Origin of the sequence: Martinezella rhizogenes, assembly GCF_007002745.1 — a bacterium.
Lineage (GTDB): Bacteria > Pseudomonadota > Alphaproteobacteria > Rhizobiales > Rhizobiaceae > Agrobacterium > Agrobacterium cucumeris.
This window is the reverse complement of the sequence record NZ_SGNY01000004.1, coordinates 404,832-418,079: the sequence shown is the minus strand read 5'-3', so window position 1 is coordinate 418,079 and position 13,248 is coordinate 404,832. Positions and strand designations below refer to the sequence as shown.

The window sequence follows — 13,248 nt, the reverse complement described above, 5'->3', positions numbered from 1 at the left end:
GCGACAAATATGAGCGGTTTCGCAAAAAAAACGCTCCGGACTGAATTACCAACCCAACCTCTATAATAACAGGGAGAACTGAAATGAACTGGAAGACAATTACGCTTACCGCTGCGCTTGCGACCTCTGCCGCGGTCCTGCCGGCCAAGGCCGACCAGCTCGACACGATCATGGCGAACAAGACGTTGCGTTGTGCCACTTTCGCCGACGTGCCGCCTTTCGCATCGCCGGATCCGAAGACGCGCGAAATGGCGGGCTTCGACGTTGACCTTTGCGGCGCCATCGCCAAGGAACTCGGCGTCAAGGCCGAGGTCAAGCCGGTGTCGGTCGAAGCGCGCGTCCCCGAAGTCAAGCTCGGCCGCGTCGATCTCTCGGTCGCCAACCTTGCCTATACCCAAAGCCGTGCAGAACAGATCCAATTCAGCGACCCTTATTACCTGGCTAAGGAAATGCTGATCGTTCCGGTCGATGACCCTGGCACCAAGAAGTCCGATTTTGTCGGCCAGCGCATCGCGTCCAGCAAGGGCTCGACATCGGAACTCTCTGTCAAGCTCAACAAGTCCGAGCCGCTGACGTTCCAGGATACGGCGTCCGCCTATCTCGCCGTTCAGCAGGGCAAGGCGCGCGGCATCGTCGGAAACACCATGACGATGACCAAGTTCGTCAACGAATCCAAGACCAAGGGCAAGCAGATGCGGATGATCGAAGAGCCGATGCTCTTCCAGCCTATCGGCATTGGCATGGCCAAGGACAATCCGGCGCTGACCGCCAAGATCAACGAAATTCTCCGCAAGCTCGATGCGGATGGCGAGATCAATCGCATTTGGGACAAGTGGCTTGGCCCGAACACCGAATACAAGATGACGCGCACCGACAAGGTTGTGCCTCTGTCCGAACTGAAGTTCGATCCGATCCCCTGAGCTTCGGCTCAGCTTCAGTCATCATTCCATCCATTCAACACCATCACCGGTCGGCGAGACGTTCTCGCCGACGGTTTCAACGTGGGAGGTTTTCATGATCCACATTAAAGATATCGCGCAACGTCCGGCCAAGGCCGATGTCGAGGCCCTTGCCAAATTCTCTCCTGCGACGATCCATGAGGCGCAGGGGCGTCGTGGCGCATTGTCTTCGCGGCTGAAGCCGGTCGATTATCGCATGAAGCTCTGCGGCCCGGCCTTCACGGTCAAATGTGCGCCGCGCGACAACATCATGCTGCAGCTGGCCATCAACTATGCCAAGCCGGGTGACATCATTGTCGTTTCCGCCGGTGAATATGAAGAAGCGGGTTCCTTCGGCGATGTGCTCGCCAATGCCTGCCTCGCAAAAGGCATCGGCGGTCTGGTGACCGATACCGGCGTGCGTGACACTCTGCAGCTGCGAGATCTCGGCTTTCCCGTCTTCTCGCTTAGCGTCTGCATCAAGGGCACGGTCAAGGAGACCATTGCCGCCGTCAACGATCAGGTGATCGTCGGCGGCGAAATCATCAATCCGGGCGATATCATCGTCGGTGATGCCGACGGTCTTGTCGTCGTCCGACGCGAAGAAGCGCAGGAATCGGCGAAGCTTTCGCAGGCCCGCGAAGATGCCGAGGCCGGTTACATCGAAGCCTACAAGCAGGGCAAATCGGTGATCGAGGTCAGCAAGCTCGAGGCTGTGCTGAAAGCCAAGGGCCTCGTGGTCGATATCTGAGACAAATCCAGGGAAATGGCCTGGCGGCAGTAGCCGCCATGCCGAACCCCCATGGGAGGAGCGAATATGAAAGCGGTTGTCATCCACGCGGCCAAGGATTTGCGGATTGAAGAACGGGAGGCGGAGCAGCCCGGCCCCGGACAGGTCGAGGTCGCCATCGAGGCGGGTGGTATCTGCGGCTCCGACCTGCATTATTACAATCACGGCGGCTTCGGCACCGTGCGGGTGCGGGAGCCGATGATCCTTGGCCATGAGGTCGCCGGCACCATCAAGGCTTTGGGAGAAGGCGTTTCCGGTCTTGCCGTCGGCGACCGCGTTGCCGTGTCGCCGAGCCGGCCCTGCAACCATTGCGAATTTTGCCTGAAGGGCCAGCAGAACCAGTGCCTGAACATGCGCTTTTATGGCTCCGCCATGCCGATGCCGCATATTCAGGGAGCATTCCGCCAGCGCCTCGTTGCCGAGGCCTATCAGTGCCACAAGGTGCGTGATGGCATCTCCATCCATGAAGCGGCCATGGCCGAACCCTTTGCAGTGACGCTGCATGGCGTTAACCGCGCCGGCGCATTGACCGACAAGCGTGTTCTGGTCACCGGCTGCGGGCCGATTGGTGCGCTTGCCATCATCGCCGCCCGCGCCCATGGCGCCCGGGAAATCATTGCGACCGATGTCATGGATGCGGTTCTGCAAAAGGCGCTTGCCGTCTGCGCCGACCGTGTCATCAATGTTGCCAGCGACCCGGATGCGTTATCAGCCTATTCGGCGAACAAGGGCTACTTCGATGTGCAATTTGAAGCCTCCGGAAACGAAAGGGCCGTCCGGTCGGGTCTCGAAGCGCTGAAACCGCGCTCCACGGTGGTTCAGCTCGGTCTCGGCGGCGATGTGTCCATTCCCCAGAACATGGTGGTCGCCAAGGAAATCGAGATGAAGGGCACGTTCCGTTTCCATGAGGAATTTGGACTTGCCGTCGATTTCATCAACCAGCGCCGCGTCGACCTGAAGCCTCTGCTGACCGGCACCTTCCCGTTGGAAGAGGCGGTCACGGCATTTGAAACCGCCGGTGACAGAAGCAAATCCATGAAAGTTCAGCTCGCCTTCTGATAGGTCCGATTTATGATCCGTAGACGGCTGCACGGTAACTTTCGGTGCGGCCGTTCATCCACCGGGATTAGCGATCATTCGGGCCGGGAACGAACAAAGCGCTGTTCCAGAACCTCGCTTCCCCATTGGCTACCAGGACGTTCTTCGACACAGGCGAAACCATGGGTCTCGTAAAGATGTCGGGCGGCCGAAAGGCCGTTGAATGTCCAAAGATGGGTTTCCGAAAAGGCCTTTTCATCCGCAAAGGCCAGAGCGGCTGCAAGCAGCCTGCGTCCGACACCGCCACCGCGAACACTGTCATCCACTATGAACCAGCGTAGATGCGCGTTGCCCGATCCAAGGTCTTCGCCGTCGATGGCGACGGAGCCGATAATCTCGTCGCCGCGCATCGCGGTCCATATCGCATTTTGCGGTCTTTCGAGCCGGCTGCAGAAGGAGGCGAGGCCTTCGGCGACAACGGATTCGAAGCGCTGGCCGAAGCCGGATGTCCGGGCGTAATAGAGCGCATGCATCTGTGTTATGCGGGCGATGATGCCCGGCTGGTATCCTGAGACGATATCGATAGCCGGAGTGGTGACATCGCCTCGGTCTCCCAGAGCATCGGCATAAAGGCGCAGCCCCGCAAGGATTGTGTTTGCATCTGCCGGTGTGAGCTGTGTCAGGGCGCCGGATACCTGCCGGTTGGCGAAGGCGTGAATGGCGCCGACCCGTTTTTGTCCCTTGTCGGTAAGAAACAGCAGCTTGATACGGTTATCCTGCCCGTCCGTCTTCTCCAGAATCTCTCCTGACAGCACGAGTTTGCGAAGCATGCGGCTGACGCTGGATTTTTCAAGCCGCAGAAGCTTTCCCAGATCACGCGCCGTAATTCCCGGGCACGTCTCGATCTCGATCAGGGCATGAACAGCGGAAGGTGGCAGATCGGTGCCTGCGAAATCGTCGCCCATGAAACCGAGTTCCCGGACAAGCCGGCGCGAGGTGAAGCGGATGTCATTTATGGGGAGAGACTGTTCGGACATGTTAAACCCATTATGGTTGTATCGTGCAACGATAATCATACTCACCACGATCTGCCAAGTTCGGTCTTCTTTAAAATGCTGGATTTCTCCGGGAAATCGGGCAAGCTCCCGTTCAGGATCGTTGGGGCGACTTCAGGAATGACCGCCATCGAGAAAAAAGCCATCCTCAAGCAGTCCGCGCGGAAGGTTTCGTACCGTTGCGATGTGTAATTACCCGGCTATGGAGCAGACATGCCCGATACGCCTCGCTTCTTCCGTTATGCTGTTCTCGCTGCGATGTTGCCCGTCGCCGTGCTCGGCATCACGACACCGCCGAATGAGTATCGCGCCGTCGGCATCGAGGCAGTCGATTGTGATGGGCCTATATCGGTTCTGATCCCTGCCGTGCCGGCACTTGTAGCCTATGCCATTATCGGCTGGGTGTTCCTGTCAGGTGCAAAGCGCCACCGTTCCCTGATCTCTGGCAGCATTTGTGTGGTGATATCCTTGGCGCTTATCTGGAATATCGGCGCAGCGCTGCTGGAACATCGGCGAAACGCCGCGGAAATGGCCTGTGATTACAGCGGGAAGCTGTAACCTTGCCTGGAAATGCGGAATACGGTTCTATCCGTGAAACCGCAGGTTCCGGCGCGTCAGCTGCTCGACAGTGGTGCAGCCCATCAGCTTCATGCCGCGCTCGATTTCGATGCGCATCATTTCCAGCGCCCTTTCTACCCCCGGCTGGCCGGCAGCAGCGAGCGGGAAAAGATAATAGCGGCCGAGCCCCACAGCCTTTGCGCCCAGAGACAGGGCTTTGAGAACATGGGTTCCGCGCTGTACGCCGCCATCCATCATCACATCGATCCGGTCGCCAACCGCATCGACTATCTCTGCCAGCTGGTCGAAGGCGCTGCGGGAACCATCGAGCTGGCGACCGCCGTGATTGGAGAGCACGATGCCGCTGCAGCCGATTTCGACAGCGCCCCGGGCGTCGTCAACCGACATGATGCCTTTGAGGCAGAAGGGTCCATCCCATTCTTTCACCATCTGCGCCACGTCATCCCAGTTCATGGAAGGGTCCAGCATCTCGGTGAAATAACGGCTGATGGAGAGCGCCCCGCCATCCATTTTTATGTGGCCGTCGAGCTGCGGCAGGCTGAAGCGCTCATGCGTCAGATAATTGATGCCCCAGGCCGGCTTGATGGCGAATTGCGCGATGCCGGAGAGATTGAGCTTGAAGGGGATGGCAAAACCAGTGCGCTTGTCGCGCTCGCGGTTTCCGCCGGTAATGCTGTCCACGGTCAGCATCATCGTCTCGACACCGGCACTTTTGGCGCGCGCCATCATATCGCGGTTGAGGCCACGGTCCTTGTGGAAATAGAACTGATAGACCTGCGGCCCGCCGCTGATCCGGCGTGCTTCCTCAAGGCTGGTGGTGCCGAGGGAAGAGACGCCGAACATCGTGCCGAACTTTCCAGCCGCGGCCGCGACCGCCCGCTCTCCCTGATGGTGGAAGAGACGCTGCAGCGCCGTCGGGGAACAATAGACCGGCATGGAGAGCTTTTGCCCCATGACGGTGACCGACATGTCCACGTCGGACACACCGCGCAGCACATCCGGAACAAGATCGCAGTTTTCAAAGGCGGCCGTATTTCGTCGATACGTTACTTCGTCGTCGGCAGCCCCATCTATGTAGTTGAAGATCGGTCCGGGAAGACGCTGTTTGGCCATACGGCGAAAATCGTGGAAATTATAGCAGTCTTTGAGTTGCATCTGTCGCTCGACCGGTCCGGTTTGAAAGCCCTGAAAAGATTGCTCGAAACCTATACCCGGGATTTGGGGCGGGCAATCGGCCTGCCGACGATTTCCGCAGGCTCGAAGCATGAATAATTCAGAGGCGGGGCGGAAGCGCTAAACGGGGCCTGCAAGCTGTTCGGTGGAGACCGCATGCAGCGCTTTGCCAGTGCTGATGAAGCTTTCAATATTGCCGATCGTGGTATCCGCAATGTTTTTGAGGGCTTCCTCCGTGAAGAACCCTTGATGACCGGTTACCAGAACATTGGGGAAGGTCAGCAACCGTGCAAAGACATCGTCGCGCAGCACGTCATTGGAAAGATCTTCAAAAAAGAGATCGGCCTCCTCCTCATAGACATCGATGCCGAGAGAACCGATCCTGCCGTCTTTCAGACCCGTGATCGCGGCGCGCGTGTCGATGATTGCGCCGCGGCTGGTGTTGATGAGCATCACGCCTTTCTTGAGGAGGGGTAGCGTCTCCTTGCGGATCAGGTGCCTGGTCTCCGGTGTGAGCGGGCACATCAGCGTAAGAATGTCCGATGTCCGGAACAATTCCTCCCGTGTCACATAGGCCACGCCCAACGCCTCGCAATCAGGATTCGGCTGAAGATCCTGGCCGATGAGACGGCAGCCAAAACCCGATGCAATACGCGCAAAAATCGCGCCGATCTTTCCAGTGCCGACGATGCCGATGGTCTTGCCGTGGAGATCGAAACCAAGCAGGCCATCGAGGGCGAAGTTGCCTTCGCGGACGCGGTTATAGGCGCGATGGATCTTGCGGTTGAGTGACAGGATGAGCGCCATCGTGTGTTCGGCAACCGCATAGGGCGAATAGGCGGGAACGCGAGCAATGGTCAGGCCCAGCTTTTCGGCAGCCACGAGATCGACCTGGTTGAAACCGGCGCATCGCAGGGCGACGAGCTGCACGCCCATTTCCGTCAGCCTTTCGAGCACGGGCCGCGACAGGTCATCATTGACGAAGGCGCAGATAGCACCTGCTCCCTCCGCCAGGGCAACAGTTTCAAGCGACAGGCGCGCTTCACAATATTGTATCCGCATGCCTGACCGGGCCGCGGCGTCAAGGAACTGCCTGTCATAGGGCTTGGCGCTGTAAACCACGATCCGCATCTGCTTCTCCAGTATCGAGTACGAAAGTTACCGTTGCGGAGACCCTGTGTCCGGTACGTGGCCTCAGCTGCGAAGGCCCGGTGCTTCCTGCCCGGTGCTTTCTACATATTCGGTGTAGCCACCGCCAAATTGGTGAATGCCATCCGGAGTCAGTTCAAGTACCCGGTTTGAGAGGGCGGCGAGGAAATGGCGATCGTGGGAAACGAACAGCATCGTGCCCTCATAATCCGACAGGGCCTTGATCAGCATTTCCTTGGTATCGAGATCGAGGTGGTTCGTCGGCTCATCGAGTACCAGGAAATTCGGTGGATCGAAAAGCATGGCCGCCATCACGAGACGGGCTTTTTCACCGCCGGACAAAACGCGACAGCGTTTTTCGACATCGTCGCCGGAAAAGCCGAAACAGCCGGAAAGCGCGCGGAGCGGCGCCTGTCCGGCTTTTGGAAAACGTTCCTCCAGCCATTCCAGAATGGTGCTGTCGCCATCCAGAACATCCATGGCGTGCTGGGCGAAATAACCGAGCTTGACGCTGGCGCCGAGCGTGACATTGCCGGAATCCGGCGCGGTCGTGCCGGTCACCAGCTTCAGCAGGGTGGATTTTCCAGCGCCATTCACGCCCATGATGCACCAGCGCTCCTTGCGCCGCACCATGAAATCCAGCTCGCCATAGATCGTGCGGCTGCCATAGGCCTTGTTGACCTTCTTCAGCGCCACGACATCCTCACCCGATCTTGGGGCAGGGGCGAATTCGAAAGCGACCGTCTGGCGCCGTTTTGGCGGTTCGACGCGGTCGATCTTTTCAAGTTTCTTGACGCGGCTCTGCACCTGCGAGGCATGCGAGGCACGCGCCTTGAAGCGTTCGATGAATTTGATTTCCTTGGCGAGCATAGCCTGCTGGCGCTCGAATTGCGCCTGCTGCTGCTTTTCGTTCTGTGCCCGCTGCTGTTCGTAAAAGCCATAATCGCCGGAATAGGTGGTGAGGTTGCCGGCATCGATCTCGATGATCTTGGTGACGATACGGTTCATGAATTCGCGGTCATGCGAAGTCATCAACAATGCGCCGTCATAGTTCTTCAGAAAATCCTCAAGCCAGATCAGGCTTTCGAGATCGAGATGGTTCGACGGTTCGTCAAGCAGCATCACGTCCGGGCGCATCAAAAGGATGCGGGCGAGCGCCACACGCATCTTCCAGCCACCGGACAGTTTTGAAACGTCACCGTCCATCATTTCCTGGCTAAAGCTCAAGCCATCCAGAACCTCACGGGCGCGGCCCTCCAGTGCGTAGCCGTCAAGCTCTTCGTAACGCGCCTGCACTTCACCGTAACGTTCGATGATGGCGTCCATTTCGTCGATTCGGTCGGGATCGGACATGGCGGCTTCCAGTTCCCGCAGTTCCGCCGCCACTTCGCTGACCGGGCCTGCGCCTTCCATGACTTCGGCGACCGCGGAACGCCCGGACATTTCACCGACATCCTGATCGAAATAACCGACCGTCATGCCCTTTTCGACGACGACCTGTCCCTCATCGGGCTGCTCCTCGCCGGTCATCATCCGAAACAGCGTGGTCTTGCCGGAACCGTTCGGCCCGACAAGGCCGATCTTCTCGCCGCGATTGAGCGCAGCGGAGGCCTCGATGTAAAGAATGCGGTGACTGTTCGACTTGCTGATATTTTCGATGCGGATCATGACAGGGCCTATGAATGGGAGCGGCCCTCCTATGCCACGGGTCGCAGCCGCTGTCACCTGCCGCGCATGTCTTGTCAGCCATGCAGAACCCGGGAAGACTGGCCTCCGGGGCAAATACCCCGGAAGCGATATGTTTGCGTCTTCGCCTGCCGAATTTTCGTCAGTTCGTCAGCGTGGCTATGCTGCCGGCTGCCTTGCGGGCGATTTCGCCAAAGGCGGTGACAATCTGCTCCATGTTTTCGGGCGCGTAATAATTGTCGAGGCTGGAAGCGCAATATTGCAGCAGCGACTTGCCCTTGTCCGGCGCCATGAAGGCGACGCTGAAGATCTTGATCCCGTCTTTCTTGGCGGTCTCGCAGGTGGTGCGCACCGACTGGTCGATGCTGGAACTCCACGAGGAGCTGTTTCCAGTCATTTCACCGTCGGTCATGAGAACGATATAGCGCTCGAAGGATTCGCTTTCCTGTGTCTTATGTGCGTTGGCTTCGTCCGGATTCGTTTTTTTAAGAGCGTTGTAAGCGGCATTCAGGCTGCTGCGGGCATCCGTGCCGCCAGTGGGAAATTCGGGAATCTGTTTATTAACGTAGCTGACAACGCTGTTCGTACCCCAGCTGATAGCCTGAGCCGCATAGGTCTCATGTGTATATACCGACGCGCCGGTCCGAACGAGCTGGGAGCCGCCACTTGCGGTGTAGGTCGGATCGGCCTTGTTCAATGTAGCAACTAGAAAGCTGACGGCGGTCTTCAACGATGTGGCCTTGTTGACATAACAGGGCGATGTCTTGCCGAGATTGGGATACTTGCCCCAGTTATCGGATGTGTAGTTCTGGCAGGACGTTTTAGCGCTGTCGACACTGTCCGTCTTGAAGGACATCGAACCGGAGCGGTCGAGCACCAGATACATGGATATCGGTGCGCCTTTGTTGACGGTACTTTTCGCGGTTCCGGTCGCTGCGATATCGAGTGTCTTAATACCGACGAACCCCAGCAGCGGATTGAGCTGCACCTGGCGGTATAGCGTGGTCTCGATGGTATAGGTCTTGCCGCGCGCATCTTCCTTAGCGGAAACGCCAACTGGGGAGTTCTTCTCCAGTTCCTTTTTCTCTTCCTCGGTCAGGCTCTTTTCCATCTGCCCAGCGATGAAGGCCTTGGCGATTTCCTTGATTTGTTCGTCTGTGAGCGCGCCTTCCTTCAGGCGTGCCTCGGTTGCTGCGGCGAGCGCTGCGGAATCCGCCGTGTTCTGCAGGTCGGCTTTCACCTGCATCACATTCGCCAGCTCCAGGCCGGCTCCGGCCACGCCCAGCAACATCGGTAGCAATATTGCCGTCATGATGCCGAAATTACCGCTGGTATCGGCAAGGAAACGGCGCTTCAGTTTTTTGTCTGTGGAGGCGGTCATGATGGGGCTCACCGATTAGAATATGCGACTGAGCGCAGAAAACCCGTAAAGGATATAAAATCCGCTAACACGAAGATTATAATTTTATGAATCGTTCAAATTGGTGCAGTTTTTGAAGTATTTTTAAGAATTAATTGGTTGGAAGATTGAAATAACACATATTGTGTCATTGCTGGACGGGAACCACATCCACCGCCTGTTTTATCTGCTGGTTGCCGTAGCTCTTCAGGACCCCGATCACCGGTGCGACATCCGAATAGTCGCGGCCATAACCGACGACGATGTGGTCGCTGCCGGCCACGATATCATTGGTGGGGTCGAGTTCCAGATAACCGGCCGCTTCTCCGCACCAGATGCGGACCCAGGCATGCATGGCATCGGCGCCTTCCAGCCGTTCCTTACCCGGAGGAGGAATGGTGCGCAGGAAACCGCTGACATAACCGGCGGGAATGCCGAGGCTGCGTAGCGCCATGATCATGATATGCGAAAAATCCTGGCACACGCCGCGCTTCAATTTAAAGGCTTCCGATGGTGTCGTATCCACGGTGGTCGCCTCGCCATCATAGGTGAAGTCCTTGTGGATGCGTTTGCACATGGCCAGCGCGATTTCGCGGATCGTCATTCCCGGGTTCAGCAACTCCCGCGCATAGGCGGATATTGCCGTATCCACTCCTATTCTGGGGCTCGCGCCAATGAAATGGTGTGGTGACTGGAAATCGATCGACCAGACATCGGCAAGGTTCTGCGGCAGGCGGGAAAGCTCGGGTGAAAAATCCGCCGTCATGGCCGGCGCTTCCACCATCACCCGCGCCTGCATGCGGATATCCAGCTTTTCATGCGGCGCGCGCAGATGCACAGACGTCGCCGATTGATGAAAGAAATCGTCAAAGACGGCACGTTCTTCCGGCACGGGCGAAACATCGATGGAGCCTGCGACTAGTCTCTGCCGACCCGGGATCGACAGAGGCAGCACACGGATAATGTGGCGTGCGCCATGGGCCGGCGTGTCGTAGGTGTAACCCATATGCAGGGAAAGATCGTAAAGCATAGGGTTATCCGAGATATGTGCGGGCCAGAACATCGGACAGATGTTCCATGTCGGTTTCAAGCTGGCGATAGATCGCACCGTTCATATTTTCCGGCGTCATGACGGCGAGCCCGGAATGAAGACGCATCGTTTCGCGGTAAAATGGCGACATCTGGCCGTTCACAAAGGCATTTGGAAGCTGCTCCACCTCGGTGCGGATTTCGTTCAACTGGAACAGGATCGAGCGCGGATTGAGCGGATCAAGTGCCAGAAGATCGGTGACCGTCAACCCCGCCGTGGCGACATTGTAGCGGCGGCGATGGGTCATGACGCTGTCGCCGATTTCGAGCAGCATGTCATAGGAACCATCAGGCGCGTCCGGCCCGGTCATGTGGCCGAGAAGCCGTGTCATGTGCAGGCCGCGTTCAAGATAACGGCCGATCGACAGGAAACGCCAGCCGGTGAAACGGTACATGTTTTCGTGCACGAGACCGGCAAAGCCGGCAAGCTTGCGCAGCAGGATGGTCATGGCGTGGGTAGCATCGTCGCCGGGCGCCACTTTCGCGTGGAAACGGCGGGCGGTCTTGGCAAGGTCGTTCAGCGCCAACCATCCATCGGGTGAAAAGCGGTCGCGGATATTGCTGGCGGAATAAAGCGCGCTGTTAATGTTGTTCAGCAGGCTTTCCGGCACGGCATCGTTCATCTCCACGTCAAGCGCTTCGAGATACCGCGTCACATGGGCGAGCAGGGGTTGGCGCGGATCGGCCGATTCAGCATAACGCCCGTGCCAGGCGCGCAGGATGCGTAACGCGCCTTCAGAACGTTCGATATAACGGCCGAGCCAGAAGAGGTTGTCGGCAGCCCTGCTGGGCAGGCTGCCCGGCATGTTGCGGGTAAAGCTCTCTTCCGCCGGCAGAAGCGTGGTGCGTTCCACCGGTTTTTCGCTGACGATCCAGACATCCGCCGCGCTGCCACCCGATTGCATGGCAATGGCGGAAACGTCATCGCCGCTTCCAATTCGGGCAAAGCCACCCGGCATGATCTGCCAGCCATTCTGCGTGCGGGCGGCAAAGACGCGAAGGCTCATCGGGCGCGGTACGAGCTTGTTGCCGATATAGGCCGGCGTGGTTGAAAGCTTCACAACTTCCTGGCCCACCAGCCTGTGGCCGTCAGAGGCAAGCCAGTCGCTGATCGATTCCTTCGCCGTCTCGCGCAAGGACGAACCGAGCACGGATTGGCCGTTATCGTCGAAGAAGGGCAGGCGGGAATAGGCCGGGCCGATGACCATGCCTTCGATATTGCCGGCAACATGGCGGCGCTCGGATTCCTGTCCGCACCACCAGGTAGCGATCGACGGCAGCTTCAGCTCCTCGCCCAGAAGGTGGCGGCAGATGCGCGGCATGAAGGCAAGCAGTGCCCGCGTTTCGAGAATGCCGCTGCCGAGGGCGTTGACGATGGTGAGCGCTTCGTTGCGCAACGCCTGCACCATGCCGGGCGTGCCGATATGGGATTGCTGGTTGAGTTCCAGCGGATCGGAATAGGAGGCGTCGAGACGCCGCCAGAGCACACCGATCGGCTTCAACCCGGCCACGGTTCGAACCATGACGCGGCCGTTGACGACGGTCAGGTCCTCACCCTCCAGCAGCATGAAGCCCAGATAACGGGCGATATAGGCGTGTTCGAAATAGGTTTCGTTGGCGGGGCCGGGCGTCAGCACCGCGATGCGATCGTCCGGGTGCTTCCTGTGGGCCTGCAGCGTGTCGCGGAAAGCGCCGAAAAACGAGGCCAGCCGGTGAACATGGGTTTCGGCGTAGATATCGGACAGTGCGCGGGTGGTGGCTACCCGGTTTTCCAGCGCGAAACCAGCGCCGGAAGGCGCCTGCGTCCGGTCGGCCAGCACCCACCAGTTTCCATCAGGTCCGCGTCCTATTTCGAATGAGCAGAAATGCAGGTAATGGCCGCTTGCCGGTTTGACACCAACCATCGGCCGTAAATATTCCGGATTGGAAGCGATCAGCGCCGGCGGCACGTAACCTTCGTTCACCAGCCGGTTTTCGCCGTAAAAATCGGCAACCATGGCCTCCAGAAGATCGGCGCGCTGTTTCAGCCCTTCGGAGAGAACCGTCCATTCCCTGTCATCGATCAGTACCGGAATATGCGAGATCGGCCAGTTTCGTTCGCTGCTGCCCTTGCTATAATCGCGGTAGAACACGCCTGCGTCGCGCAGATAGCGGTCGGTGCGGGCAAAGCGCTCGTGCAGTTCGCGTTCGGACATGCGCGAGAGCGCACCGAGCAGGTGCTTCCAGACCGGCCTCACCTTGCCGTCGGTATCGAGCATTTCGTCGGCCACGCCCGGCAAGGTGGAATAGCCAAGCCCGCGCAGCGGTGCGCCGGTTTCCGTCTTGCGTTCCGTTGCCGGGGCTTTGGACAAT

Annotated in this window: 11 protein-coding genes; 4 read left to right on the top strand and 7 right to left on the bottom strand. The window is 58.5% G+C overall.

Features of this window, described 5'->3' with window-relative positions:
• Positions 1-83: 83 nt before the first annotated feature.
• From EXN68_RS15155 to EXN68_RS15145, 3 genes are all read left to right on the top strand, one after another.
• Entirely contained in the window at positions 84-920 is an 837-nt protein-coding gene (locus EXN68_RS15155; protein ID WP_080819608.1) for an ABC transporter substrate-binding protein, read from the top strand.
• Positions 921-1,014: 94 nt separating this feature from the next.
• Positions 1,015-1,689 carry a 4-carboxy-4-hydroxy-2-oxoadipate aldolase/oxaloacetate decarboxylase gene (locus EXN68_RS15150; RefSeq protein WP_142841660.1) on the top strand — a complete coding sequence of 225 codons (675 nt, stop codon included), beginning with the start codon at positions 1,015-1,017 and terminating at the stop codon, positions 1,687-1,689.
• Positions 1,690-1,755: 66 nt separating this feature from the next.
• The gene (locus tag EXN68_RS15145) at positions 1,756-2,787 is read left to right on the top strand and encodes an L-idonate 5-dehydrogenase (RefSeq protein WP_142841659.1); all 1,032 of its coding nucleotides are present in this window, start codon (positions 1,756-1,758) and stop codon (positions 2,785-2,787) included.
• Positions 2,788-2,861: 74 nt separating this feature from the next.
• On the opposite strand, the gene EXN68_RS15140 is transcribed toward EXN68_RS15145, so the two are convergent.
• Positions 2,862-3,803 (bottom strand): bifunctional helix-turn-helix transcriptional regulator/GNAT family N-acetyltransferase, encoded by a 942-nt coding sequence (locus EXN68_RS15140; RefSeq protein ID WP_161991351.1) that lies wholly within the window; start codon positions 3,801-3,803, stop codon positions 2,862-2,864.
• A gap of 231 nt (positions 3,804-4,034) precedes the next feature.
• On the opposite strand from EXN68_RS15140, the gene EXN68_RS15135 reads away from it, so the two are divergent.
• Entirely contained in the window at positions 4,035-4,379 is a 345-nt protein-coding gene (locus tag EXN68_RS15135; protein WP_142841658.1) for a hypothetical protein, read from the top strand.
• Positions 4,380-4,406: 27 nt separating this feature from the next.
• Here EXN68_RS15135 and EXN68_RS15130 read toward each other — a convergent pair whose 3' ends face one another.
• From EXN68_RS15130 to EXN68_RS15105, 6 genes are all read right to left on the bottom strand, one after another.
• Positions 4,407-5,555 carry an alpha-hydroxy acid oxidase gene (locus EXN68_RS15130; RefSeq protein ID WP_142841657.1) on the bottom strand — a complete coding sequence of 383 codons (1,149 nt, stop codon included), beginning with the start codon at positions 5,553-5,555 and terminating at the stop codon, positions 4,407-4,409.
• Between the two features lie 138 nt (positions 5,556-5,693).
• Positions 5,694-6,704 carry a 2-hydroxyacid dehydrogenase gene (locus EXN68_RS15125; protein WP_142841656.1) on the bottom strand — a complete coding sequence of 337 codons (1,011 nt, stop codon included), beginning with the start codon at positions 6,702-6,704 and terminating at the stop codon, positions 5,694-5,696.
• A gap of 63 nt (positions 6,705-6,767) precedes the next feature.
• Positions 6,768-8,390 carry an ABC-F family ATP-binding cassette domain-containing protein gene (locus EXN68_RS15120; protein ID WP_142841655.1) on the bottom strand — a complete coding sequence of 541 codons (1,623 nt, stop codon included), beginning with the start codon at positions 8,388-8,390 and terminating at the stop codon, positions 6,768-6,770.
• A gap of 160 nt (positions 8,391-8,550) precedes the next feature.
• Positions 8,551-9,789: a vWA domain-containing protein gene (locus tag EXN68_RS15115; RefSeq protein WP_142841654.1), complete on the bottom strand. Its 1,239-nt coding sequence runs from the start codon at positions 9,787-9,789 to the stop codon at positions 8,551-8,553.
• A gap of 166 nt (positions 9,790-9,955) precedes the next feature.
• Positions 9,956-10,837: a transglutaminase family protein gene (locus tag EXN68_RS15110; protein ID WP_142841653.1), complete on the bottom strand. Its 882-nt coding sequence runs from the start codon at positions 10,835-10,837 to the stop codon at positions 9,956-9,958.
• 4 nt (positions 10,838-10,841) lie between these two features.
• On the bottom strand, positions 10,842-13,247 hold the full coding sequence (locus EXN68_RS15105; RefSeq protein ID WP_142841652.1) for a circularly permuted type 2 ATP-grasp protein: 2,406 nt from the start codon (positions 13,245-13,247) through the stop codon (positions 10,842-10,844).
• Position 13,248 lies beyond the last annotated feature (1 nt).

Coding starts and splice junctions, on each gene's coding strand:
- EXN68_RS15130 (WP_142841657.1), bottom strand. CDS start 5,555: ATGCAACTCAAAGACTGCTATAATTTCCACGATTTTCGCCGTATGGCC.
- EXN68_RS15145 (WP_142841659.1), top strand. CDS start 1,756: ATGAAAGCGGTTGTCATCCACGCGGCCAAGGATTTGCGGATTGAAGAA.
- EXN68_RS15155 (WP_080819608.1), top strand. CDS start 84: ATGAACTGGAAGACAATTACGCTTACCGCTGCGCTTGCGACCTCTGCC.
- EXN68_RS15115 (WP_142841654.1), bottom strand. CDS start 9,789: ATGACCGCCTCCACAGACAAAAAACTGAAGCGCCGTTTCCTTGCCGAT.
- EXN68_RS15120 (WP_142841655.1), bottom strand. CDS start 8,390: ATGATCCGCATCGAAAATATCAGCAAGTCGAACAGTCACCGCATTCTT.
- EXN68_RS15150 (WP_142841660.1), top strand. CDS start 1,015: ATGATCCACATTAAAGATATCGCGCAACGTCCGGCCAAGGCCGATGTC.
- EXN68_RS15140 (WP_161991351.1), bottom strand. CDS start 3,803: ATGTCCGAACAGTCTCTCCCCATAAATGACATCCGCTTCACCTCGCGC.
- EXN68_RS15125 (WP_142841656.1), bottom strand. CDS start 6,704: ATGCGGATCGTGGTTTACAGCGCCAAGCCCTATGACAGGCAGTTCCTT.
- EXN68_RS15135 (WP_142841658.1), top strand. CDS start 4,035: ATGCCCGATACGCCTCGCTTCTTCCGTTATGCTGTTCTCGCTGCGATG.
- EXN68_RS15110 (WP_142841653.1), bottom strand. CDS start 10,837: ATGCTTTACGATCTTTCCCTGCATATGGGTTACACCTACGACACGCCG.